This is a genomic window from Centipeda periodontii DSM 2778, from assembly GCF_000213975.1.
GTDB lineage: Bacteria > Bacillota > Negativicutes > Selenomonadales > Selenomonadaceae > Centipeda > Centipeda periodontii.
Genome location: NZ_GL892076.1, coordinates 1,938,917 through 1,962,274, shown reverse-complemented (window position 1 = coordinate 1,962,274; position 23,358 = coordinate 1,938,917). Strand labels below are relative to the sequence as shown.

22 protein-coding genes and 1 pseudogene are annotated in these 23,358 nt (G+C 55.0%); 21 read left to right on the top strand and 2 right to left on the bottom strand.

The genetic code is table 11. From position 1 onward, the window contains the following. From HMPREF9081_RS14210 to HMPREF9081_RS08870, 7 genes and pseudogenes are all read left to right on the top strand, one after another. The coding region (locus tag HMPREF9081_RS14210) for a hypothetical protein (RefSeq protein ID WP_218916827.1) at nt 1-183 on the top strand (183 nt) is incomplete at its 5' end. Continuing rightward, nucleotides 183-605: a single-stranded DNA-binding protein gene (locus HMPREF9081_RS08895; protein WP_006306852.1), complete on the top strand. Its 423-nt coding sequence runs from the start codon at nt 183-185 to the stop codon at nt 603-605. The genes HMPREF9081_RS14210 and HMPREF9081_RS08895, both read left to right, overlap by 1 nt. 121 nt (nt 606-726) lie before the next feature. Next, entirely contained in the window at nt 727-1,941 is a 1,215-nt protein-coding gene (locus tag HMPREF9081_RS08890; protein ID WP_040394936.1) for an ISL3 family transposase, read from the top strand. Between the two features lie 288 nt (nt 1,942-2,229). Further along, nucleotides 2,230-3,206, top strand: a pseudogene (locus HMPREF9081_RS08885) (IS5 family transposase). Nucleotides 3,207-3,218: 12 nt separating this feature from the next. Continuing rightward, nucleotides 3,219-3,983 carry an ABC transporter ATP-binding protein gene (locus HMPREF9081_RS08880; protein ID WP_006306848.1) on the top strand — a complete coding sequence of 255 codons (765 nt, stop codon included), beginning with the start codon at nt 3,219-3,221 and terminating at the stop codon, nt 3,981-3,983. Further along, the gene (locus tag HMPREF9081_RS08875) at nt 3,980-4,726 is read left to right on the top strand and encodes an ABC transporter permease (protein WP_006306847.1); all 747 of its coding nucleotides are present in this window, start codon (nt 3,980-3,982) and stop codon (nt 4,724-4,726) included. The genes HMPREF9081_RS08880 and HMPREF9081_RS08875 overlap by 4 nt, the downstream gene beginning before the upstream one ends. 139 nt (nt 4,727-4,865) lie before the next feature. Then, a complete protein-coding gene (locus HMPREF9081_RS08870) occupies nt 4,866-6,659 on the top strand; it encodes a methyl-accepting chemotaxis protein (RefSeq protein ID WP_006306846.1) in 1,794 nt (597 codons plus the stop codon). A gap of 134 nt (nt 6,660-6,793) precedes the next feature. On the opposite strand, the gene HMPREF9081_RS08865 is transcribed toward HMPREF9081_RS08870, so the two are convergent. Then, a complete protein-coding gene (locus HMPREF9081_RS08865) occupies nt 6,794-8,422 on the bottom strand; it encodes a DUF4153 domain-containing protein (protein ID WP_245529876.1) in 1,629 nt (542 codons plus the stop codon). 36 nt (nt 8,423-8,458) lie between these two features. After that, a complete protein-coding gene (locus tag HMPREF9081_RS08860; protein ID WP_006306844.1) occupies nt 8,459-9,043 on the bottom strand; it encodes a hypothetical protein in 585 nt (194 codons plus the stop codon). Nucleotides 9,044-9,239: 196 nt separating this feature from the next. On the opposite strand from HMPREF9081_RS08860, the gene HMPREF9081_RS08855 reads away from it, so the two are divergent. The 14 genes from HMPREF9081_RS08855 to tsaD all read left to right on the top strand — a co-directional run bounded on the left by HMPREF9081_RS08855 (nt 9,240) and on the right by tsaD (nt 23,242). Further along, nucleotides 9,240-11,129 carry a type I glutamate--ammonia ligase gene (locus HMPREF9081_RS08855; protein ID WP_040394934.1) on the top strand — a complete coding sequence of 630 codons (1,890 nt, stop codon included), beginning with the start codon at nt 9,240-9,242 and terminating at the stop codon, nt 11,127-11,129. Nucleotides 11,130-11,268: 139 nt separating this feature from the next. Beyond that, on the top strand, nt 11,269-13,842 hold the full coding sequence (clpB, locus tag HMPREF9081_RS08850; protein WP_006306842.1) for an ATP-dependent chaperone ClpB: 2,574 nt from the start codon (nt 11,269-11,271) through the stop codon (nt 13,840-13,842). A 133-nt stretch (nt 13,843-13,975) separates the two neighbouring features. Further along, nucleotides 13,976-15,421: a DUF438 domain-containing protein gene (locus HMPREF9081_RS08845; RefSeq protein WP_006306841.1), complete on the top strand. Its 1,446-nt coding sequence runs from the start codon at nt 13,976-13,978 to the stop codon at nt 15,419-15,421. A gap of 81 nt (nt 15,422-15,502) precedes the next feature. Next, the gene (locus tag HMPREF9081_RS08840) at nt 15,503-16,903 is read left to right on the top strand and encodes a TIGR02452 family protein (protein WP_006306840.1); all 1,401 of its coding nucleotides are present in this window, start codon (nt 15,503-15,505) and stop codon (nt 16,901-16,903) included. Between the two features lie 113 nt (nt 16,904-17,016). Continuing rightward, nucleotides 17,017-17,382 carry a sigma factor-like helix-turn-helix DNA-binding protein gene (locus HMPREF9081_RS08835; protein WP_040394932.1) on the top strand — a complete coding sequence of 122 codons (366 nt, stop codon included), beginning with the start codon at nt 17,017-17,019 and terminating at the stop codon, nt 17,380-17,382. After that, nucleotides 17,379-18,746, top strand: a complete 1,368-nt coding sequence (gene ffh / locus HMPREF9081_RS08830; protein ID WP_006306838.1) for a signal recognition particle protein — start codon at nt 17,379-17,381, stop codon at nt 18,744-18,746. The genes HMPREF9081_RS08835 and ffh overlap by 4 nt, the downstream gene beginning before the upstream one ends. A gap of 188 nt (nt 18,747-18,934) precedes the next feature. Next, nucleotides 18,935-19,210, top strand: coding sequence for a 30S ribosomal protein S16 (gene rpsP / locus HMPREF9081_RS08825; protein WP_040394931.1), 276 nt, complete (start codon nt 18,935-18,937; stop codon nt 19,208-19,210). Between the two features lie 79 nt (nt 19,211-19,289). After that, the gene (locus tag HMPREF9081_RS08820; RefSeq protein ID WP_006306836.1) at nt 19,290-19,517 is read left to right on the top strand and encodes a KH domain-containing protein; all 228 of its coding nucleotides are present in this window, start codon (nt 19,290-19,292) and stop codon (nt 19,515-19,517) included. Between the two features lie 68 nt (nt 19,518-19,585). Further along, nucleotides 19,586-19,996: a YlqD family protein gene (locus tag HMPREF9081_RS08815; RefSeq protein WP_006306835.1), complete on the top strand. Its 411-nt coding sequence runs from the start codon at nt 19,586-19,588 to the stop codon at nt 19,994-19,996. After that, entirely contained in the window at nt 19,968-20,486 is a 519-nt protein-coding gene (gene rimM, locus HMPREF9081_RS08810) for a ribosome maturation factor RimM (RefSeq protein ID WP_006306834.1), read from the top strand. The genes HMPREF9081_RS08815 and rimM overlap by 29 nt, the downstream gene beginning before the upstream one ends. A gap of 109 nt (nt 20,487-20,595) precedes the next feature. Then, nucleotides 20,596-21,072, top strand: a complete 477-nt coding sequence (gene tsaE / locus HMPREF9081_RS08805) for a tRNA (adenosine(37)-N6)-threonylcarbamoyltransferase complex ATPase subunit type 1 TsaE (RefSeq protein WP_006306833.1) — start codon at nt 20,596-20,598, stop codon at nt 21,070-21,072. After that, nucleotides 21,053-21,772 carry a tRNA (adenosine(37)-N6)-threonylcarbamoyltransferase complex dimerization subunit type 1 TsaB gene (gene tsaB, locus HMPREF9081_RS08800; protein ID WP_006306832.1) on the top strand — a complete coding sequence of 240 codons (720 nt, stop codon included), beginning with the start codon at nt 21,053-21,055 and terminating at the stop codon, nt 21,770-21,772. The genes tsaE and tsaB overlap by 20 nt, the downstream gene beginning before the upstream one ends. Continuing rightward, nucleotides 21,769-22,257 (top strand): ribosomal protein S18-alanine N-acetyltransferase, encoded by a 489-nt coding sequence (rimI, locus tag HMPREF9081_RS08795; RefSeq protein ID WP_006306831.1) that lies wholly within the window; start codon nt 21,769-21,771, stop codon nt 22,255-22,257. The genes tsaB and rimI overlap by 4 nt, the downstream gene beginning before the upstream one ends. Next, entirely contained in the window at nt 22,220-23,242 is a 1,023-nt protein-coding gene (tsaD, locus tag HMPREF9081_RS08790; protein WP_006306830.1) for a tRNA (adenosine(37)-N6)-threonylcarbamoyltransferase complex transferase subunit TsaD, read from the top strand. The genes rimI and tsaD overlap by 38 nt, the downstream gene beginning before the upstream one ends. Nucleotides 23,243-23,358: the final 116 nt, after the last annotated feature.

Here is a 23,358-nt window from a genome sequence, read left to right as displayed (position 1 = left end):
GAAGAAACGAAAAACATTTGTCCGCCTTCAAATGCTTGCGCAAATTCGGCGGACGGGCCTTATATCCCCAGCCCTAAAGGGCTGGGCTTTACGGCGCATTGGGGTAGAGCGACGCTGCCGGATAAAAATGGAAAACCGGATGCAGCCCCCAAACGTCCAACAATGAAAGCGAGGAAATTCTGATGAACATTGTAGCTTTGAGTGGACGCCTCGCTGCGGACATTCGCGAACACTACACGAAAACAGGGAAGCACGTGATTCATTTTCCGCTTGCCGTCCGGAAAGGTTTTCAAAGAAACGAGAAGGGGAAGTATCCCGTCAATTATTTCCAAATTGAAATTTGGAATAAGCTCGCCGATGCCTGTGTCGATCATTTGATGCGTGGCGATCGAATCAATGTGATCGGTCGTCTTGATACAGATCGCCGTCGAGATGAACAGGGGAATACTTCGTATCAGACGAAAGTTGTCGCCACGGAGATCGAGTTCCTGACACCTCAAAAGAGAGATGGTAAAACAAACGAGGAGATACCGGAAACAGTTTCGGATGAATCGTTTTCCGAAGCACCGTTCCCGGCAGTCGATGATGACGAAATTCCGTTTTGACCAATACTTCTCATGAAAAAAAAGGATGGATGACCGCAAATGCTGGCATCCATCCTTTTTTTCATGGAGAAATTCCGCTATACTGTGTGTTGGCGAAAACAATCAGAAAGGGGCTTTCTCCATGTACGAGGATTTTAACATTTTTTTATTAAAACTACCAGAGGACTGCAAGGAAATAACCACTGAGAGCTGCGTACAATTTCATTTGCCGCGTAAGCATCATGTCTGCCCTGATTGCGGGTCGCAGCACACCTATACACATGACTATCGGAAACAAAACCTGTGCGGGATTCCATCAGAAACAAATTATATCTACAATAGACGGCGATATCGTTGCCAAGATTGCGGGAAAAAATTCTCCGAGAACAATCCGTTCATAGATCCTTGTCAACGGATGCCCCGCAGTGAAATCGACAACATCATCAAGGAGCATAACGAACTTGTTCCGTCCGCGCTTATTGCACGCAGACACGGAATTTCAGTGAACACCATTATGCGTCATTTTGAGCGAGCCATAAACCGTGTTGAGGAAAAAGAGACAGCAAGCGAAAAAACCTTAAGTACCGTCATCTCAATCGATGAGTTTCGCGGAAATGCCGGTGCAAAATTTCAGGTCGTGCTCAACGATTTGCAGAATCGTAGGTGCTGTGACATCATCGATGATCGGAGCGTTGCAACATTCTATGACAGAATCCGAAGCTATCCGCTTGTGGATCGTGAACGTGTTGCGATGGTCAGCATGGATTTATCTCCGCTCTTTCGTCGGCTCGTTGAGGATTTTTTTCCCAATGCAGAAATCGTAGCCGACAAGTTCCATGCAGTGCGACTTGCCAACGAGGCATTGGACAGCATCCGAAAAGAAGTCCAGAAAGAGCTTGATAAACCACATAAGAAATGGTTCAAAAATGCACGCCGTGTGCTGCTCCGGCGACAGCAAAAACTCAGCTCCGGGGAACGCGCAAAACTCTCACAGATGTTCAGCTTCTCCGACAAATTGGCTGTTGCCCACGCCTTGAAAGAAGAATACTGTCGTATTTTTGACAGCTGTGATCGGAAAATGTTTAAGGAGCGGCTGCGGGATTTTAGGGAGCACGTTCTTGCCTCCAATATTGCGCCATTCATCAGAGTTCTAAAGACGATCGAACAGTGGAAAGAAGAAATCTGGAACGGAATCCGTACCGGATATAACAACGGATTCACCGAGGGCTGCAACAATACGATTAAAGTCCTAAAACGAGTCTGCTACGGATTCCGGAACTTCGCAAACTTCCGACGTCGCATCATGTATATTATCAACGATGAGGAACGGAAAAGCCGTCGGACAAAATTTTCCTAAAAATCTCCATTATTTTTCTCCCCAAGCATTGACAAAGAGCCGAAACCAAGGACTTGACATGGTAATGCACGCGAAAGTCGCGCCCCGCACGGGGCGCGTGGATTGAAACTGGATTGACAATCGAGAGAAGTCAATCCGTACAGTCGCGCCCCGCACGGGGTACGTGGATTGAAACAATTAAAAGCAACGAGGTGTTAAGGAAACGCTGATAAATTCTTTTGTTGCGTGATTCACCTCCGAAAGATTACAATAAGAGGAAGAAACAACGCGATGAGGGAGAGAAACAAAATGGTGCAACAAACATTTACGGACATGGAATACGCAAACCGCAAGAGAACAACACGGCGTGAAGCCTTTCTGGAAGCCATGGAATCCATCATTCCTTGGAACGAATGGATGGCACTCATCGCGCCGTACTATGTCCAGAGCGTGGCAGAAAACTGATTCCACTGGAAACGATGCTACGCATGTACCTCATGCAGAACTGGTTCGGTCTTTCTGACGAAGGAATCGAGGATGCAATTTATGACAGCTACGCCATGAAACGCTTTCTGCGGATTGATTTTTCCACAGAACAGACACCTGATGCCACGACGCTTCTCCACTTTCGTCACCTGCTCGAAAAGCACGACATCACTCGCAAGATGTTCGATGACGTGAAACAGCGGTTGGAAGCCTCTGGACTCATCATGCACGGCGGTACGATTGTGGATGCAACGATCATTCATGCACCGAGTTCGACCAAGAACGCGACAAAGTCCCGCGATCCTGAGATGCACTCCACGAAGAAGGGGAATCAGTGGTACTTCGGCATGAAGATTCATTCCGGTGCGGATGCCGGAACAGGCTATGTCCATACGATTATAGCGACCGTTGCCAACGTGCACGACATTGCAAAGACACATGAACTGATCCGCGAAGATGATCATATTGTCTATGGGGATTCGGGATATCTCGGTGTGGAAAAGCGCACGGAAATACGGGAGAACCCCGATCTTTCAGGTGTGGACTACCGCATTGCCAAAAGACATTCGCAGAACCGCATGACGAAAGAATACAAAGAAACGAATTGGGACAAGCAGATCGAGCATGCGAAAGCCTCGGTTCGCAGCAAGGTGGAGCATCCGTTTCTGATTGTAAAGAGGCTGTTTCATGCGGGCAAGACGCGGTATCGCGGTATCAGGAAGAACCTTCTGCAATACTATCTGCTCTTTGCGTCGGCGAATCTCGTTATTTTATCTGCGAAGTTTGAGAACATCATATAAAAACAGAAATGAATGTGGGGTGATGGTTTGCTGTGCTTTTCGGGGGTGTCCGTGGACTACGGAACGGGGGAGGACGCTGTGCACGCGCTCGCAGATATTTCGCTCTGCGTCGAGCGGGGGACAGTACTCGCGCTGATCGGTGCATCGGGCTGCGGCAAGTCGACGTTGCTGCGTGTGGTGGCAGGGCTTGTGCGTCCGACGGCGGGCACGCTGCACGCCGATGGTGCGCCCGTTGACCCACGTGTGTTGCGCATTGGCTTTCTGCCGCAGAACTACGGACTGCTCGCGTGGAAGACCGTGCGCGAGAACATCCTCCTCGGCGCAGAGATCAAGGGCGAATGGGATGGAAAGCGAAAGGCTATTTTCGACGAGCTTGTCACCGACCTCGGACTGAAGGACCTTCTCACGCGCTATCCGCACGAACTTTCGGGCGGACAGCAACAGCGTGTGGGGCTTGCGCGCGTCTTTCTCCTCGCGCCCGATCTCCTGCTGATGGATGAGCCGTTCTCCGCGCTCGATGCGATTACGCGCGAGTCCATGCAGGAGGTGTTCCTCTCGCTCCGAAAAAAATACGCCGTCACCACCATGCTTGTGACACACTATGTCGAGGAGGCGCTGGCACTCGCTGGGCGGATTGCCGTCATGACTGGAACGCCGGGGCGCATCGCCGAGATCATTGACAATCCGTTTGCGGGCGATCTCACCAATCGCTCCACGCCGGAGTTCTTTGTGCTGGGACAAAAACTGCGTGCAAAGATCGCGGGGAGCGGTGTATGATGGGCAAGATTTCGCTGCAGATGTTTGCGTTCGGCATATTTCTCTGTCTTGTACTCTGGGCTGTCACGGCACAGATTCTCCAGATGCCCGTGATCCCGTCGCCCGAGCAGGTACTCCTGCGGCTCATGCAGAAGTTCCCCGACACGATCGCCGTGCACGCGGGTTACAGCCTCCTGCGCATCGTCCTCGGCCTTGTTGTCGCTGTTGCCGTCGGCTATCCCGTCGGCGTGCTTATGGGTTATTTCCCGCGTGTGAACCGCCTGCTTGCGCCCATCCTCTACCTGACCTATCCCGTGCCGAAGATCGCGCTGCTGCCCGTTGTCATGCTCCTCTTCGGCGTGGGGGAGACGAGCAAAATGCTCCTCGTGTTCCTTATCATCGTCTTTCAGGTCGTCGTCGCCGTGCGCGACGCCGTGGCTGCGATCCCGCCCGAGACCTATGCGCCGCTGCGCGTCCTCGGCGCAACATTCGCCCAGATCGTGCGGCACATCATCGTGCCCGCCTCCTTGCCGAAGTTTATCACAGCCGTTCGGGTAGCGATGGCGACGGCGATCTCCGTCCTCTTCTTCACGGAGACATTCGGCACTCAGTATGGCATCGGTTATTACATCATGGATGCATGGCTACGCGTGAACTACCTCGATATGTACGCGGGCATCGTCGTCCTCAGCGCGATGGGGCTCGTGCTCTTCATCCTGCTCGACTGGGCGGAGCGGCGGCTGTGTGCATGGAGTCGGACATAAGGTTTCGATTTGCTCATCTTTTTACCGTTGTAATCCATCCGACAGGAAAAGCTGCAAAATTGCTTTTCTTTTTCCTACAAATGTCCTATTATATAAACTAGGGAAGATTGTGTATATGAGTTCGGGAGGGCTCTATCATATGAAAGGTACCGTGGTAGCAACTTGGATTAGTACGTCGCGTGAGCTGTGGGGCAATGCGTTGGTTGACAGGGTTATGCAGGAGATGGGGTGGGAGCCGGATCGGCTCTTTCTGCCGCTTGAGGACGTTGACGACGGCACGATCAAACGCCTGATGGACACGCTCAGCAAGGCGAATGGTCTGTCTGTTCGAGATATTTGGTATGAAATGGGACGCGATAATATCAAGTCCTTTGCGCGTGTGTATCCGTCTTTTTTCGCGAATAAAAATCTATATACATTCTTGGCATCGACGTATGATATTCATGTCGAGATTGTGAAAAAGATTGCGGGCGCAAAACCGCCTCAGCTTATTATGACGCCGATTTCGGAATACGAGGCGGTATTTACCTATGACTCGAATCGGGGGCTTCTGGACTATTTTCGCGGGTTGCTCAATGGTTCGACCGAGTATTTTAAGGAAAAACTCGGGGTCGAGGTACTGGAACAGACAGCCACTCATATGAAGCTGAAGCTCACCTTTGAAAAACCGATCTTCCGAGAGAAAAATTTTGGCATCAATAAGATTGTTTCCTTTACCGGCTCATTGGCGGGCGGCATTGGTCTGCTGACGTTTGCAGGGACTCTGATTTTATCCGTGCTGATCAGCATCAGCGATATTTCGTGGAAGACGTTCGTCCTTCCTGCGTGCGGTGCCATGTTTGCTACAATCGGCGCCGGTATGCTCCTGCGTCCGCTCGGCGCGATCGAAAAAGAAATCGATCAGCTGTTGGAAAACAAATATTTCGACGCACTGACACTTCGCTCAGGCGACGTGTTCGAGCGGGTGAGTGACAAGCTGATCAAGTATCGCAAGCAGGCGCAGGCGAACTTTACGGGCTTCAAGGGGACAGGGGACGAACTGCGGCGATATGGCATTGACTTTGACGGGTTGGCTGAAAATATGGGGGGTGCCTCGGAGGATATCGCTGGTGTGATCAACGAGATTGCCGACAGCGCTACGACCGGGGCGGAGAATACCATATCTGTGGCTGCGTTCCTCAACGATAATATGAAAGCGCTGCAATCGGTCATCAATGAGCAGGTCAAGAACAATGATGAGTTGAATTACGCCGTCAACAGCATTCACGAGGGGTTCAGCAAGGTGCGGGCATCCAGTACGAACCTCAATCACAGCATGAAAAAATTCACTGAGGTGAAGGAAGCAGTCGAGTCCCTCAGAGAGGCGACGGAGAAGATCATGGCGATCACGGGGCTGGTGACGGATATCGCCGGTCAGACAAACCTGCTCGCCCTCAATGCGGCGATTGAAGCGGCGCGGGTAGGGGAGCAGGGGCGAGGGTTCAGTGTCGTCGCCGAGGAAGTCCGCAAACTTGCCGAGCAGTCACAGGGACATGCAGAGGTCATCACGTCCGATGTCATGGCGGTCACGCGTATCATCAACGAGGTCGTCGTTTCGGTCAATGAGGAATATGAGGTCTTGGAGCGTGAGAGCAATCAGCTCGTCCATGTTGTCGAGGGGAACAGTCAGTACATCGACAACATTCGCGGCGTGTCGGGAAGCATTTCGGGCATCATCGAGCAGATCAAGACCGAGATGACGAATATGGAAGATGTTCTCAGCAAGGTCGAGCATATCGCTGCTATGGCGGAGCAAAACTCCGCCTCAACTGAGGAAGTCAACGCTGCGATGCACACATATAATCTGAAGCTGCAGGACATGATGGAAAAAATCAAGCAGTTCAAGGATGTCACGACGGCGTTCTCGGCAGATATCAATCACTATAAGACCTGAGGAAGCACCGATAAATCCTGTCCTATGAAAAAGGCTGTTGCACGAAGACAATTTTGTCCTTGTGCAACAGCCTTTTTAGGCATCGCTGATAACACAGCATGATTGCACAGATTGAACAGGGAGGGCGTGCTTCCCTAGCGTATGAGTACAAATCCCTTTGCACTGTCCCAGACAACACGGCCGTCCTCGGCTCGACTGACGGCAATATGGTCGAAGTGGAGGAGGTAGTTGCCTGTCTCGTAGTTCTGCAGTTCTTTGCTGAGGATGGATTTTTCGTTTTGCTCTCCATATTGTACGAGTATGTGCGCGTAGGGGTTCAGGTCAATGCGTTCCTCCGTGCCGTCTGTGCGCGGAACGACGAGGACACCCTCATGCGTAATCTTGTTCGAATCAAATGGGAGCAGCGTGCGATAGCCTGCAATGGAGAGTTCTTCAAAGTCCTCTCCGTAGAAGTAAAAGGACGCGCGCATCGCGTTGAACTTGGTGTCGAATACCTCTGCGGCGAGCGGGGAGGCATCCTGTTCGAGGTAGAACGCAATATCGATGATCTCGTCCACAACCGTGGGCGGCGTGTCGTCACGCTTTATGATCTGTCCATCCTGCATGAGGTTGTGTTCTGTGAGCAGCTGACTGAGCCGTGCCTCCTGACTGCGGAGCGGTACGTCGACGACGTTGAGCGGGGTGAGACTGAAGATGAGCGCGAGGATGGCGGCGCAGAGGTATACTTGCTGCGGTTTTCGCCGAAGGAAGGCGACGGCAAGCGCATAGATGCCGCAGAACGTACAGATCATGGAGGTGTAGCGCAGCGTTGTCAGTCCGTATGCCTCATAGCGGAGATAGACGCCGTAGAGCTGGACGGCGAGGATGGGGAGGAAGAGGAGAAGCCCCCATTTCAGAAAGCGGGAAAAGAGGGGAAGACGCTCCTGCGCGGCAAGTGTGCCGAAGAAAAAGGCGAAGCCGAGGAGCGCGAACGAGGCGTACCAATTCATCGTGCCGACGGGCATCTCGCCCACGCCGATGATCTTGCCGACGTAGAGGTAGAGAACGATGAGCAGAAGGAGATAGACGGGGAAGAAGAGATAGAGGAGCAGCTTCTGCGTGGCGGCGGGGAACTGATAGCGTGCGTTCGCACTTGGCAGTGCGCCGAGAAATGCGGCAAGTCCCCAGCCGCCGTATGCGATCAGACCGGAGAAGAGATAGGTCGTCTCGGGCAGCCATCCGTCCGCATCGGTGACGATCAGTGCCCAGAATGCGGCGACACAGAGGATGAGCCCGAGAGAGAGCAGGATGCTCGTCACGATGGAAAAGGCGGCGGCAAAGAGAAGGGCGGGAAGCCCCGGGGCTTTGTTTGTTCGTTCGAGGAGAAAGAGCGCAAGGAAGGCGAGTGCGAGATAGATGCCTTGCGTTCCAATGATCAGATGGCGGCTCGGATTTTCCACGCCATACCACGCATAGGCAAGGAGGAGGAACAGGACGGCAGACGATGCCGCATGCAGCAGCAAGGATTTTTTCACGGGAAATACATCCGTGAAGAGGCGGAACATGACCGCCATCATCCATGCGCCGAAGACGGCGGGGGCGAGGCGTACGAGATGCTCGAAATAGTCGCTGTGCCAACCCTCCGCATACAAATCGGGGCGCAGCAGGATAATGCCTGCACCGACGAGAAACAGGGCTGCCTGCCAAAAGACGGCGACGGGGAAACGGTGGATGAGTTCATGCGCCCGTCCCTTCAGCTGCAAGATGCGAATGGTGATATTCATAGCCATCATCCTCTCTGTGACCGATTTCCGTTTACGTTACAGCATTTGTATTACTGATCCTGTCCGTGGCTCTTCCGTGTCATCTGCATCGCCTCCGTATTCCTTTGCATCGCTGACCTCGACAAAGCAGAGCGCGTTTCGGTCAAAGTCCCAATGCGGCGTACGGTACCAGCGGTTCATCAGTCGAACATGCGCCTGTACGCGCTCCTCAAAGTGCTCCGGTGAATAGACGGGGTGGATGAGGCGCAGATACCGTTCGAATGCGGCGAGCCGTGTATCCTCAATGGCGTTATAGATATACGACCTTCGCTCTGCATAGAGCCATTTTCCGTTTTCGACGCGTACTCTTACATAGCGCCATTTTTTTGAATTTTCCGTACGGTGCTCCAGTTCCAACGCATAGCTGAGCAGCTCACAAACGTGATCAAACTGCCACAGGCGAAGATCCTCCTCGTCGCGTGCCGCATACTCCAGTGTGTCCGGTTCACCGCGCTCACCCTCCAACATGACGTTCCTGCCATCCAAGTAATAGCCGCCAAAAAATCCGATGTCCCGATCTGCAAACTCTCTCGGCAGGTGTGAGCGAATCCATGTCCAATCTACATCCATCTTGCTTTTCATGGCATCTTCTTCTTTCTCTTTATTATGTATGTCTTCCTATATTCTATGTGTATAGGGAATGATCGTCAATGTGTATGAAATTAAGGAAATGAATACTTCTTCTCAATATCTTTACAACAACCTCCGAAAAATGGTAAGATGGGCGCGTGAGTTTATGCCGCATGGCATTCTTTTAGAAAAAGGGTGGTACGCAAAGATGAACGAGCTCCTCTATAAGATTCCCGCCAACACGCCGCGTGAAGAGGTTATCCGCCAGCTCAAGGCGCATCCCGAGGTGCGCTTCGTCTCGCTTGTCGGCATCGATATGGCGGGCAACGATACGGACGAGAAGATTCCCGTGCGGATTTTCATTGAGGACATTGAGAAATTCTACAACGGAACCGCCGTGCAGACGGATGGTTCCTCCGTCGTCCTGCCGAAGATCGCGACGATCAACAACGCGAAGGTGGATCTTCCGATTGATCCTGCGGTCAACTGGTTTGTCGACTACGACCCCGAGGGGGCGGATGAGGAGACGGGGCTGCCGATTGGGACGCTGCGCATTCCCTCATTCATCATACATGAGGAGAAGCGCGTCGACTCGCGTGCGGTAATCGTGGATACGCTCGCCTATGTGAAAAAGGAACTCCTCGACTTCTTCCATCGGAATCCTGAGATTTCCGCTGCGCCCTCTCTGAACGGCGCGGATATCGTGGACATCGCCTTTACGTCGGCGACGGAGCTTGAGTTCTGGGTCAAAACACCGCTCGATGACAACGCATCCATCGAGGAGATGTCTGCCTCGCAGGTGATGAATGAGCAGTACTGGGAGCGTACGCACGGTGCTGTGCGTACGGCACTTGAGGACTGCATTATCCAGCTCGACAAATACGGCTTCCACATGGAGATGGGGCACAAGGAGGTCGGCGGCCTCAAGGCGCAGATCAACGAGAGCGGGCGCATGACACATGTCTGCGAGCAGATCGAGATCGACTGGCAGTATGATAGTGCCGTGCAGGCGGCAGATAACGAACTCTTCGTCCGCACCTTTGTTCGTGAGATCTTCCGACTCTACGGACTCGAGGTCAACTTCAAGGCGAAGCCGCTGATCGGGTTGGCGGGCAACGGCGAGCACACGCATTTGAGTCTCGCGGCGATCACGAAAGACGGCAAGCGTCACAGCCTCTTTGCCGCAGACGACCAGAATGCACACTATATGAATGCGGTCGGCTATAGCGCACTGATGGGGCTGCTCAAGAACTATGAGGCGATCAATCCGTTTGTTTCGGCGACGAATGACGCATTCAACCGCCTGAAGCCCGGATTTGAGGCGCCGGTCTGCGTCGTTACCTCGTTCGGGGCATCGCCCGCGATCCCGTCGCGCAACCGTACGGTACTTGTCAGCCTGATCCGCGATCTTAAAAACCCGCTCGCAACGCGGTTCGAGTTGCGTGCGACCAATCCCTACTCGAACACCTACCTCGTCATTGCCGCTTCGTACCTCGCAATTCTCGACGGCATCAAGTATTCGGAGGGACGCACGGCGGATGAGCTGCTCGCGGAACTCTCGAAGCAGCCGGGGGAACCTGCGGGTTACCTCGAAACCGACCGTGCCTATCGGAGCGAGGAGGACGTATTCGAGCACTATACGGCGGACGAGCGCGATGCGCGCTTCGGCAAGCCGCCCGCGACGGTTTGGGAGAATATGCTCGGCTTTGATCTCTATCCCGAGAAGGTGGCGGTGCTCACACAGGCGAACACACTTCGCCCGCAGATCATCGACTCGTTCCGCACGGGAGCACTCCTGCGCTGGAAGATCGAGCTCATCAGCCGCATCATTCCCGAGAACCGCAACATTGTGCGCCGCATGACGGAGATCAAGAGTGATTTCCTGACGGATCAGGATGCCTATATGTGGAACAAGATCCACGATCTGCGCATCTATCTCGCGAAGGACACGATCGACGACAAGGCGCTCTTTACGCTGCTCATCAAGGCACTCAATGAGGGCGACTATCCGACGGCATCCGCGCTGCAGCTTGAGATGTATGCAAAGATGGAGGAGCTCAAGGAGCTTTACGACGCGTATAAAAAGAATATGATCTGAATGTATGAGGCTCTGCTCAACGAAGGCAGAGCCTCTTCTAAAAAATAAAAGTCAAAAAAACAAAATTTATATTTGACTATTTGACTTTATCTGGTATAATAAGCTCATAAATATGAAATGAACTGTGGAGGGACACATTATGGAACAGGATAAATACACAGCGCGCACGCTCGCGGCACTGCAATCGGCACAGCAGATCGCGGCGATGCGCTATCATCAGGAAATCACATCGGTACACGTACTGCTCGCACTCGCGAAGGAGCCGGAGGGGCTGCTCGCAACCATCTTTGATGTCTGCGGTGTTGATCTGCCGCTGCTCAAGGCACGGCTCGAAAAGGAGCTCGCCGCCATCCCCAGTGTGCGCGGGACGAATCGTCTCGGCATGGGGATGGACATGGTACGCGTGCTCGGGCGTGCCGAGGAATTGGCGAAGTCGATGAAGGATGAGTACGTCTCGACCGAGCATCTGCTGCTCGCACTTATTACGGACGGGAGCGACGAGGTACAGAGCATCGCGCGTGAGTTCCGTCTGACGAAGAGCGCGGTGCAGGAGGCGATTCAGAAGCATCGCAAGCAGAATGTCACGAGCGACAACCCGGAGGAGGGCTATCAGTCACTTGAGAAATACGGACGCGATCTGACAGCGGCAGCGCGTGCGAACAAGCTCGATCCCGTGATCGGGCGTGATGAGGAGATTCGCCGCTCGATCGAGATTCTCTCACGTCGGACGAAGAACAACCCTGTGCTCATCGGTGAGCCGGGTGTCGGCAAGACAGCGATTGTCGAGGGGCTTGCCCGCCGCATTGTGGCGGGGGATGTGCCCGAGTCGCTGAAGAACAAGACGCTCTACTCGCTCGATATGGGCGCACTGGTCGCGGGCGCGAAATTCCGCGGCGAGTTCGAGGAACGTCTCAAGGGCGTGCTGAACGAGATCGCAAAGTCCGAGGGGCAGATACTGCTCTTCATCGACGAGGTGCATACAGTCGTCGGTGCGGGCGCGGCAGAGGGGGCGATGGATGCGGGTAACCTGCTGAAACCGCTCCTTGCGCGCGGTGAGCTGCGCTGCATCGGTGCAACGACGCTGAACGAGTATCGCAAGTACATCGAGAAGGATACGGCGCTCGAACGCCGCTTCCAGCCCGTCATGGTCGGCGAGCCGAGCGTGGAGGATACGATCTCCATTCTGCGTGGTCTGAAGGAGCGGTACGAGGTGCATCACGGCGTACGCATCCGCGACGCGGCTCTTGTGGCGGCAGCGACGCTCTCCGACCGCTACATCTCCGACCGTTTCCTGCCCGACAAGGCAATCGACCTCGTCGATGAGGCGGCGGCAAAGCTGCGCACGGAGATCGAGTCCATGCCCGCACCGCTTGACGAGATTCGGCGCAAGATTCTCCAGCTCGACATCGAGGAGGAGGCACTGAAAAAGGAGACGGATGAGGCATCGAAGGAAAAACTCGCCGCTCTTGTCGCTGAGAAGGAGCAGCTGCATGATGAGGAGCAGAAACTCCAAGCGAAATGGGAAAGCGAGACACAGGCAATCCTGCGCGTACGCGCCATCAAGAAGGAGATGGACGAACTGCGCGGTGAGATGGAGGCGGCGGAGCGTGCCCAGAACCTTGCGCGCGCCTCGGAGCTGAAATACGGAAAGATGCCGGAACTCGAGAAGAAACTCGCGGAAGAGGAGGCGGCGATTGCCGCCAAGGCGGACGGCGAGCGGATGCTCAAGGAGGAGGTCGGCGAGGAGGACATCGCGCGTGTCGTCAGCCGTTGGACGGGCATTCCTGTGACGAAGATGATGACGGGCGAGCGAGAGAAGCTGCTCCGCCTTGAGGAGGTGCTGCACGAGCGCGTTGTCGGACAGGACGAGGCGGTGACCGCCGTCAGCGAGGCAATCCTGCGTGCGCGCGCGGGCATCAAGGATCCGAACCGCCCGATCGGCTCGTTTATCTTTCTCGGCCCCACGGGCGTGGGCAAGACGGAGCTTGCAAAGACCCTCGCCGAATCGCTCTTTGATGATGAGCGGAGCATGATCCGCATCGACATGAGCGAGTATATGGAAAAGCACAGCGTCTCGCGTCTCATCGGTGCGCCTCCGGGCTACGTCGGTTACGATGAGGGCGGGCAGCTGACGGAGGCGGTGCGCCGTCGTCCGTACAGCGTCATTCTGCTCGACGAGATCGAGAAGGCACACCGCGACGTGTTCAACGTCCTGCTGCAGATTCTCGACGACGGGCGTCTGACGGACGGCAAGGGGCGCGTCGTGAACTTCAAGAACACCGTCATCATCATGACGAGCAATCTCGGCTCGCATGAGATTCTGAGCAAGGACTACGCGGAGGCGGAGACGGCGGTGCGTGCACTGCTCAAGGAGTATTTCCGCCCTGAGTTCCTGAACCGCGTGGACGATACGATTGTGTTCAAGGCTCTTACAAAGGACGATGTGAAGCGCATCGCGGCAATCATGCTCGCGGCACTCAGCAAGCGTCTTGAGCGTCAGGCGGATATTCAGTTGACGTGGGAAGATGCGGCGATTACGGCACTTGCAGACGAGGGCTTTGACCCCGACTTCGGTGCGCGTCCGCTGCGTCGCCTGCTCACGCATACCGTGGAGACGGCACTCTCGAAGAAGATCATCGCGGGTGATGTGCGCGGCGGCGATACCGTGGAACTTGGCTTCGACGGGCGGGAGTTTACGTTTAAGACACTGTAAGAATAGGGGACTGCTCTTTTTTCGGAGCAGCCCTTTTTTCGTATCAAAGGTTACAGTACTTTTTCATTGCTTTGCGTTATAATCGTCACACAGAGATGATGATGTACGATAATATAGATAAAGGAGAGAACCCATGGAAAAGGTACTCGATTTGAAAAAGACGGTCGCCGAGCTGGTGGAGGAGAATCCCGAAGTAAAGGAGATCATGGCGGGGATCGGCTTTAAGGAGATTACAAACCCCGTTGCGCTGAATGTGATGGGGCGCATTATGACAATTCCACGCGGTGCGGCGGTAAAGGGGATTGAACTCTCGAAGGTCATCGCGGCGTTCGAGGAGCGCGGATATCAGGTGATCAGCGATGATGCACAGTCGCGGCAGGGACGCATTCGGAACTTCATCGAACGCCTGTCGAGCGGCGAGGATCTCGACTCCGTCCGTGCGGACTTCGTGCAGGAGTTCAGCCACGTCGAGGCGCAGGAGATTATGGACGCAGAGCAGACACTCATCAAGGAGGGAATGCCGATCACGGAGGTGCAGCGTCTCTGCGATGTGCATTCGGCACTCTTTCACGGCGTGGCGAGCGAGCCGCCGGCGGGTGCGCTCTCGCACGATGAGATTCACGCACAGGCGGCATCGGTGAATCCCGACGATATCGACGCGCTGCCCGAGGGGCATCCGCTCACGATCCTGCGTGCGGAGAATGCGGCACTCGACGCGCTGCTCGACACGATTGAGGGCGAGCTGGACGGCGCAAAGCGAACGGATGTCATGCTCCAGCACATTCTCGCACTCGGCGATGTGCGCTCTCACTACATCAAGAAGGAAGAGCTGCTGATGCCGATTCTCTACGATTACGGTGTCACGGGCCCCTCGCAGGTCATGTGGGGCATCGACGATGAGATGAAGCGCGAGCTCGCCATGATTATCAAGGCGCTCAAAGCGGATGCAGAGACACTGCCGCTCTACGAGGCGCGGATCCGTGCACTCACGCAGCGCATCCGCGAGATGATCTTCAAGGAGGAGAAGATTCTCTTCCCGCTCAGTCTGCGCTATTTCACGCAGATGGAATGGTATCGTTGCTATCATGACCTGCCGGATATGGGCATCTCGTTCGGTGTTCCCATCCCTGCGTGGGCAGAGGCGCAGCCGTGGCTCGATCAGGAGGCGGCTCGTCTCGCACAGTCTCAGGTGGGCGGGAAGCTCCAGTTCCCGACGGGCGAGCTGTCGATGGAGCAGCTAACGGGGATCCTTCAGCTGCTGCCCGTGGACATCACGTTCATCGACAAGGACGATGTTGTCCGCTTCTTCACGAACGAGGGGCAGGTGTTCACGCGTCCGTTGTCCGCGCTCGGGCGGGACGTGATGAACTGCCACCCGCCCGAGATCATTCCCGTGGTGCGGAATCTGATCGCCGACTTCAAGGCGAAGAAGCGCACGCAGATGATCGTGCATCGCTACATCCGCGAGCGTCCGATCCGTGTGCACTATCAGGCGATGTATGATGCAGCGGGTGAGTACATCGGCACGGTCGAGTTCGTGACCGATCACGCAGAGCCGATCGAGAAGTTCCGTCGTTGATCTTTCGTGACATAAGGATATGAAGATTGGAAGTGGGTCAGGAAGAAATCCATGCAATGAGATGAAAAAGGAGGGGCTGCCATGTCTCGGCAGGAACGCAGGCGAATCGCGGAAGAAACCATACAGATCACGCATCAAGGCAGGTACCAAAAGCATGGAAAAACAATAGTTCTTCCCAATGAGGACTATAGCGTAGCAATTCTCATAGATGCCAAAGAGGCAAAACGCTGTGGAGAAGTTGCAAAAAGTAGCTGCTCGATATCAGATACTCCTGATATCTATGTCTTGGAGGCAGATTCTTTTGCCTGTGCCGAGGGAATGGAGAATGTACTCGTAATGAATTTCGCCAATGCACATGTACCCGGCGGCGGCTTTCGAAACGGCGCAAATGCACAGGAAGAATGCTTGTGCAGAGAGAGTACGCTTTATCACTCCATAGGCAGCGATGCGGCATACGAGATGTATGACTATAACAATCGTCGGAAAAATTCCTGTGATTCCGACTACATGATACTATCTCCCCATGTATGCGTCTTTCGGGATCTTCATGATGCTTTTTTGGATGAGCCGTTTCTGACCTCTGTCATTACGATTCCTGCGCCGAACCGCAACGGTGCGGCGCGGGAGGTTTCTCCCGATGTGCTGTCCCGTGTAATGAAATCAAGGCTAAGGAAAATGTTTGCCGTTGCCGCAGCGCATGGGTATTCGTCACTCGTTCTTGGCGCATGGGGATGCGGGGCATTTGGGCACGATCCACACAGTGTTGCAAAGTATTTTTATGATATTCTTATGGATGAAGGATATCATAAATACTTTCAAACGATAGCATTTGCAATTATTGATAGAGGTGAAAAGAAAAATTTTCACGCATTTGCAGATGTATTTCAGGATGTTGGAACAATATGCACCAATGATACATCTAAAGCTGTGACAGCAGTGCCGGGATTTTATCAAGCAAATCATCCGTTCATCACATACGACTTTTCGCAGGAAAACATTTCGCCTGAGAATAAAGGTTATTCTTATGGCACAACCAAGAACGGAATTCCCTTTATGGCAGAAATCTGGGAGCAGACCGATGGAGATCGGGCTGTGGCATTCTATCTTCCCGTTATGGAAGACTTCATGAAGCTTGAGGGCGTGCCGCTTGTCAATGAAGAAACCGATACGAAGACCTTTTTTGTTCAAAAGCCGGTGAAGGCGTTTCATGCTTTGTGTGTTGGCATGGCGGACGGCGGCATGGTGGACGATTTAAGCGTTCTGTTTGCTTATGTCAGTTTTTTGGAAGAATGTAATTTACTTGCATTTTCAACCGATCTCCAAAATGCGTATGCGTTTCTCTTGACGGATGTGACGGGGCAGGATCTGATTGCGATTACGATATCGCTCACCATAGAGGGGGAGACGGTGGCATCTACACCGCTTTCATGGAGTCCGTTTCACCATCCGTCCTCCAAGAGAACACATCTGCGTTTGGTGTAATGCATTCAAAAAACACGCGGACGTATATTGATCAAAGCCTGTCAAGAAAAAAACTTGACAGGCTTTTCGTTTGCCGTTATAATCGCAGAAGTGTTTACGAATGGATGATGTGCATGGAGCGACTTTACTACCTCGCAAGATTGTATGATCTCTACGGCGGGCTTCTCACGGGTAAGCAGCGTGACTGCCTGCACCTGCACATCGCGGAGGATTTCTCCCTCGCGGAGATTGGCGAGGAGCTCGGCATCACACGCCAAGCGGCGCATGAGAGCATCCGCCGCGCCGAGCGTGCGCTTGCGGAGATGGAGGAGACACTCGGTTTCCTCGCACGCCAGCAGGAACAGGAGCGCGCACTTGCTATTGTCTGTGCAAAGCTGCGTGCACTCAGAGAACCAATTGCGTGCGCCGATGTGCACCGCATCGCGGACGAACTGGAACAATACACATCACAGGATGATACGAAGGAGGTGGGAGAATGATCTTTGAGAATCTGTCCGATCGTTTGCAGGGCATATTCAAAAAGCTGCGCGGACATGGCAAGCTGACCGAGGACGATGTGAGCGATGCCATGCGCGAGGTGCGGATGGCCCTCCTTGAAGCAGATGTGAACTTCAAGGTTGTCAAGGACTTCGTCAAACGCGTCAAGGAGCGTGCCGTCGGGCAGGAGGTGCTCGACACGCTCACGGCAGCACAGGCGGTCATCAAGATCGTTGACGAGGAGCTGACCGCGCTGATGGGCGGGACGGAGAGCCGTCTGAATATCAGCCCAAATCCGCCGACGGTCATTATGCTTGTCGGACTCCAAGGCTCGGGTAAGACCACCTCGGCGGGCAAGCTCGCGCTCATGCTCAAGAAGCAGGGTAAGCGCCCGCTGCTCGTCGCAGACGACATCTATCGCCCTGCCGCGATCAAGCAGCTTGAGGTGATCGGCGAAAAGGTCGAGGTTCCCGTCTTTTCACAGGGACAGGAGGATGCCGTTGCCATTGCGCGCGCCGCGATTGCACACTCGGCATCGCACGCGAACGATGTCGTCATCATCGACACGGCGGGACGTCTGCAGATCGACGAAACGCTGATGCAGGAGCTGCGCGACATCAAGGCAGCGGTAAAGCCGCATGAGATTCTGCTCGTCGTCGATGCGATGACCGGACAGGAGGCGGTGAGCGTCGCGCAGTCCTTCGATGAATCGCTCGGACTTGACGGCGTCATCATGACGAAGCTGGACGGCGATGCACGTGGCGGCGCGGCACTCTCGATCAAGGCAGTCACGGGCTGCCCCGTGAAATTTGTCGGTATGGGCGAGAAGCTCGAACCGCTCGAGGTGTTCCACCCCGACCGCATGGCATCGCGCATCCTCGGCATGGGCGATGTGCTCTCGCTCGTGGAGAAGGCACAGGAGAACTTCGACCTCGAGAATGCGAAGAAGATGGAGGCGAAGCTCCGCAAGAATGACTTCACACTCGACGACTTCCTCGATCAGCTGCAGCAGGTGAAGAAACTTGGATCATTAAGTAGTATCCTCGGCATGATTCCGGGGATGGGCAATCTCAAGAAGAAGCTCGGTGATCAGGAGTTTGACCTTGACGGCAAGGAGATGCGTCAGCTTGAGGCGATCATCCGCGCGATGACGCCGAAGGAACGCGCGGACATCACAATCATCAACGGTAGCCGCCGCAAACGCATTGCTGCCGGCAGCGGAACGCGCGTGCAGGATGTGAACAAGCTGCTCAAGCAGTTTGGCGAGATGCGCAAGATGATGAAGAAAATGAAGAAGATGAAGGGCAAGGGCGGAATGCCGTCGCTCGGCGGCATGGGACTTCCGAAGATGCCATTCTTCAAATAATATAGGAAGCACTGATAAATTCAGCCCATTATCTTGGCGCATTCTTTTCGCCCTGCCTGTGTCAACAAATCCTCCACATAGCTTTGGCTATGCGTCCGGTTTGTTTCCTTGGCAGGACAAAAATTCTGCACCAATCTGACAGACTTCATTTTATCAGCGATTCCTATACAACGAAAGGTGGTGAAATTATGGCAGTCAAGATTCGTTTGAACCGCATGGGTGCGAAGAAGAATCCCTTTTATCGCATTGTGGTCGCCGACTCGCGCGCACCGCGTGACGGTCGATTCATCGAGATCCTTGGAAACTACGATCCGTCGAAGCAGCCCGCCGTCGTCAGCATTGATGAGGACAAGGCAATCGATTGGATGAAGAAGGGCGCACAGCCGACCGACACGGTCAGGAACCTCCTGAGCAAGAACGGCACGATGGCGAAATTCGCCGAGGCAAAGCGTCAGAAAGATTGACAAATACAGCGCGTGAGCGGGGGATTCATCTCGGTGATCTCTCGCGGCGTGCGTATTGCAATGAGGAGAGACGACCGGCGTGAAAGAGATAGTCGAGGTTATCGCAAAATCCTTGGTCGATCATCCGGAAGCTGTCGTCGTTGACGAAACGCAGGATGATCAGGAGATCATTTTAAGGCTTCGTGTGGCAGAGGATGACATGGGCAAGGTCATCGGCAAGCAGGGGCGCATTGCAAAGGCTCTGCGCAGTGTTGTCAAGGCTGCTGCAACGAAGGAGAATAAGAGGGCAACGGTCGAGATCGGCTGAGCCTTTAGGAAGCATGGCAACGGCGTGCGTCTCAGACGGTCGCCGTTTTTGCATAAGGAGAGATACAGGTGGATTCTATTTCAATCAAGGTGCCTGTCACCGTTAAGGCAAAGCTGACGGAGAAGCTGCGCGCAAAGATGCTCAAGGAGATGGAGGAAGGTCTCAGCCGCGCGGAGCTTGAGGTGCAGCAGCTCGGCATTCAGGAAAAGCGTGTCATGCAGGAGGCGGAGCAGGGAGAGCTGACGCCGCAGGCGATCCAGCATATCAACACGATCCGTCAGGAGCGCCAGCGTCGTCTGGACTACATCGAGGAGACGAACGTACACCGTGAGGAGCTGCAGAAGTTCGTCGAGGGCGCGGAGATCGTGCAGGGCACGCTCGAGCGGCAGGTCGAGGCGAAGGTTGGCGACGATATGCGCGAGCTGATGAACGTCGAGATCTTGGTGGAAGATGACAAGATTATCGCCATCCGTTCCTAATACGAGCAATGAGCGCATCGTCATCGGGCGTGTCGGTGCGGCGCACGGCATTCGCGGCGATCTGCGCATCATTCCACTGACGGATTTTCCCGAGCGTTTTGCTGCGCTGCGTGAGGTCATGGTCGGTGATGAGCTCCTGCACATCGAGAGCATGAAGCAGCAGGGGAAGAATTTCCTCATGCGCTTTCGTGAGTACACCGTCCGCGAGGCAGCGCAGCGATTGACGGGGCAGCTCCTCACGGTCACGCGCGCGGAGGCGGCACCGCTCGATGAGGGCGAATACTACGTCTTCGACATTGTGGGGCTCACGGTCTATGATGAGGAGGGGCATGAGCTCGGCACGGTTGAGAATGTCCTGAAAACGGGCAGCAACGATGTCTATGTTGTGCGCGCCGAGGATGGGCGTGAGATTCTCATTCCCGCACTGCGCGCAGTCGTGCTTGCAATTGACGTGCCGGGCGGACGCATGACGGTACGGCTGCCAAACTAAGCGGACGGGGAGAATATCTCTCCGTTCCGCTTTTTCTTTGCGGAGAGCCTCGTAACATGTTATAATGTATCAAAAGTTTCTATTTTTTTCACGCATAAGGGGATAGAATATGTTCACCTGTATCACGCGTTCTCCCGAGGAGACTGCGCATTTAGCGGGAACGATTGGTAAAATTATTCATGAGGGGACGGTGATCTGCCTCGATGGAGAGCTTGGTGTGGGCAAAACCCTCTTTGTGCGCGCACTGGCGCGGACGCTCGGTGTGGAGAGCGACGTGACGAGCCCGACGTTCAACCTCATGAACATCTATGAGGCGGCATGTCCCATCGTGCATTTTGATCTCTATCGCATCGCGTCCGAGGAGGAGCTCGAGGACATTGGCTTCTATGAGTATGTGGAGGCAACGGAGGGTATTGTGCTGATCGAGTGGGCAGAGAAATTCCCGGAGGCGATGCCAGAGGATCGTGTTCAAGTGAATATTGCAAATCTGGGCGGTGAGGGGCGGCAGTTCACCTTTGCCGCCGAGGGGGAGAAGAGCACGAGGCTCTTGGAGGAGTTGAGTGAGATTGTCGATCCTGAGCATTGATACCTCCTCGCAGGTCTCGAGCGTCGCCGTTCTCTCAGCCGAGCGCATTGCGGCAGAGATCTCTATGCAGGGCGCGCTGACACACTCGGAGACGCTGATGCCGCACATCGAGACAGCGCTCCATATGGCGCGTGTGAAAAAGGAAGAACTTGAGGGGCTCGCCGTCAGCATCGGTCCCGGTTCGTTTACGGGGCTGCGCATCGGACTTGCAGCGGCAAAGATGATGGCGTATGCACTGCACATCCCTCTCATCGCAGTACCGACACTTGAGGCGCTTGCCCATCACTATGTATGTGAGGGTGTGCGCCTCGTTCCCATGATGGACGCGCAGAAGGGAAATGTCTATGTGCAGGAGTTTGCGTGGGAGGCGGGTGTGGATGGACTGACCCTGCGGGAAATGCACGCGCTCTCCATTCTGCCGTTGATCGAGGTCATTGCGGCACTCACGGGAACGGCGCAGCCCGTCCTGCTGCTCGGCGATGCGATGCAGAAGAAAAACACAATCGAATTGCCCACACATGTGCGTCTTGCACCGATTCATGCACGTATGCCGCGTGCGGCGTGCGTGGGGCTTGCGGGGCTTGCGCGCCTTGCGCGTGGAGATGTGGACGACCCCGTGGTAATCCAGCCCCTTTACCTGCGCCGCAGCGAGGCGGAGGTGCTGTGGGAGAAGCGGCACGGCGCGGAGGGGGCGCAGTGATTCACTTTCGGGAACTCCTGCCTGCGGATGCAGAGGGGGTGGCGCGCGTCGAGTCGGAGAGTTTTCCGACGCCGTGGTCGCGTGAGGACTTCTGGCGCGAGGCGTCGAACGAATTTGCCTGCTATATTGTCGCGCTCGACGATGCGGAGATCATCGGCTTCGGCGGGTGTTGGATCTCGTTCGAGGAGGCGCAGGTGACCAATATCGCACTGACAACGTCGCAACGGGGCAGGGGACTGGGGAAAGTCCTCGTGGAAAAGCTCATGCGTGCGGCAGCAGAGCGCGGCGCAGAGCGCATGACGCTTGAGGTGCGCCCGTCGAATACACCTGCCCTCCGCCTTTACGAAGGTTTGGGCTTTGCGGCGATCGGCGTGCGCAGGAAATACTATCAGGACAACGGTGAGGACGCAATCCTCATGTGGCATACAAAGCTAAAGGAATTTGTAAATGAAAGATGTGCAGGAGAAACTGACGCTCGGGATTGAAACGAGCTGTGACGAGACATCGGCGGCGGTGCTGCGCGGAACGCGCGAACTCCTCTCGTGCGTCACCGCAACGCAGATTCCGATCCATCAAAAATACGGCGGCGTCGTGCCTGAGATCGCCTCGCGCAACCACATCTTGAGCATCCTGCCCGTCGTAGAGCAGGCGCTTGAGGAAGCGAACGTCCGGCTTGCGGACATCGATCAGATCGCCGTTACCTATGGACCGGGACTCGTCGGCGCGCTTCTCGTCGGCGTGTCGGCGGCAAAATCGCTGGCGTTTTCGCTCGGCGTTCCGCTCATCGGCGTGAATCATCTCGAGGGGCATATCTTCGCAAACTTCCTCGCGACGCCGCAGCTCACGCCGCCCTTTATGGCGCTCGTCGTTTCGGGTGGGCATACGGCGCTCGTCGATGTCGCGGATTATGAAACGTTCCGCCAGATGGGCAGGACGCGTGACGATGCGGCGGGCGAGGCGTTCGACAAGGTCGCGCGCGTGATGGGGCTGCCATACCCCGGAGGCCCCGAGATCGATCGGCTCGCACGCGAGGGCGACCCTGCTGCGATTGACTTCCCGCGTGCGCTCGCGCAGGAGGGAAACTACGAGTTCAGCTTCAGTGGGCTGAAATCCGCTGTACTGAACTACATCAACAGCGAGAAGATGAAGGGGCACGCGCTGAACGAGGCGGATATCGCCGCCTCGTTCCAGTCTGCCGTCATCGAGGTACTTGCGCACAAGGCGTTCGAGGCAATTCACGAAGCGGGGCGTGATACGCTCGTGCTCGCGGGCGGCGTTGCGGCGAATGCGGCGCTCGAGAAGCGTCTGCGGATGGCGGCAGAGGCAGAGAGGATTCGCTATCTCTACCCGCCGCCGCGCCTCTGTACGGACAACGCAGCGATGATCGCGTGTCGCGGAGCGTATCAGGCAGAGGCGGGCAGGTACAGCGACCTCTATCTGAATGCCGTACCGGGGCTTGATTTTGCATGACTATAGGGCTGATGTGTGACGCATCGGCTCTTTTTATTTGTCCATAGCCCTTCATGACAAAGAGCAAGGTCTTTTCATTGCAGATATGAATGCCATTCGTTATAATGAAGGTCGAA

What these genes read in the sequence shown, in the direction of transcription:
- HMPREF9081_RS08895 (WP_006306852.1), top strand. Translation starts at nt 183, where the DNA reads ATGAACATTGTAGCTTTGAGTGGACGCCTCGCTGCGGACATTCGCGAA.
- HMPREF9081_RS08890 (WP_040394936.1), top strand. Translation starts at nt 727, where the DNA reads ATGTACGAGGATTTTAACATTTTTTTATTAAAACTACCAGAGGACTGC.
- HMPREF9081_RS08880 (WP_006306848.1), top strand. Translation starts at nt 3,219, where the DNA reads ATGTGGGGTGATGGTTTGCTGTGCTTTTCGGGGGTGTCCGTGGACTAC.
- HMPREF9081_RS08875 (WP_006306847.1), top strand. Translation starts at nt 3,980, where the DNA reads ATGATGGGCAAGATTTCGCTGCAGATGTTTGCGTTCGGCATATTTCTC.
- HMPREF9081_RS08870 (WP_006306846.1), top strand. Translation starts at nt 4,866, where the DNA reads ATGAAAGGTACCGTGGTAGCAACTTGGATTAGTACGTCGCGTGAGCTG.
- HMPREF9081_RS08865 (WP_245529876.1), bottom strand. Translation starts at nt 8,422, where the DNA reads ATGAATATCACCATTCGCATCTTGCAGCTGAAGGGACGGGCGCATGAA.
- HMPREF9081_RS08860 (WP_006306844.1), bottom strand. Translation starts at nt 9,043, where the DNA reads ATGAAAAGCAAGATGGATGTAGATTGGACATGGATTCGCTCACACCTG.
- HMPREF9081_RS08855 (WP_040394934.1), top strand. Translation starts at nt 9,240, where the DNA reads ATGAACGAGCTCCTCTATAAGATTCCCGCCAACACGCCGCGTGAAGAG.
- clpB (WP_006306842.1), top strand. Translation starts at nt 11,269, where the DNA reads ATGGAACAGGATAAATACACAGCGCGCACGCTCGCGGCACTGCAATCG.
- HMPREF9081_RS08845 (WP_006306841.1), top strand. Translation starts at nt 13,976, where the DNA reads ATGGAAAAGGTACTCGATTTGAAAAAGACGGTCGCCGAGCTGGTGGAG.
- HMPREF9081_RS08840 (WP_006306840.1), top strand. Translation starts at nt 15,503, where the DNA reads ATGTCTCGGCAGGAACGCAGGCGAATCGCGGAAGAAACCATACAGATC.
- HMPREF9081_RS08835 (WP_040394932.1), top strand. Translation starts at nt 17,017, where the DNA reads ATGGAGCGACTTTACTACCTCGCAAGATTGTATGATCTCTACGGCGGG.
- ffh (WP_006306838.1), top strand. Translation starts at nt 17,379, where the DNA reads ATGATCTTTGAGAATCTGTCCGATCGTTTGCAGGGCATATTCAAAAAG.
- rpsP (WP_040394931.1), top strand. Translation starts at nt 18,935, where the DNA reads ATGGCAGTCAAGATTCGTTTGAACCGCATGGGTGCGAAGAAGAATCCC.
- rimM (WP_006306834.1), top strand. Translation starts at nt 19,968, where the DNA reads ATGACAAGATTATCGCCATCCGTTCCTAATACGAGCAATGAGCGCATC.
- tsaE (WP_006306833.1), top strand. Translation starts at nt 20,596, where the DNA reads ATGTTCACCTGTATCACGCGTTCTCCCGAGGAGACTGCGCATTTAGCG.
- tsaD (WP_006306830.1), top strand. Translation starts at nt 22,220, where the DNA reads ATGAAAGATGTGCAGGAGAAACTGACGCTCGGGATTGAAACGAGCTGT.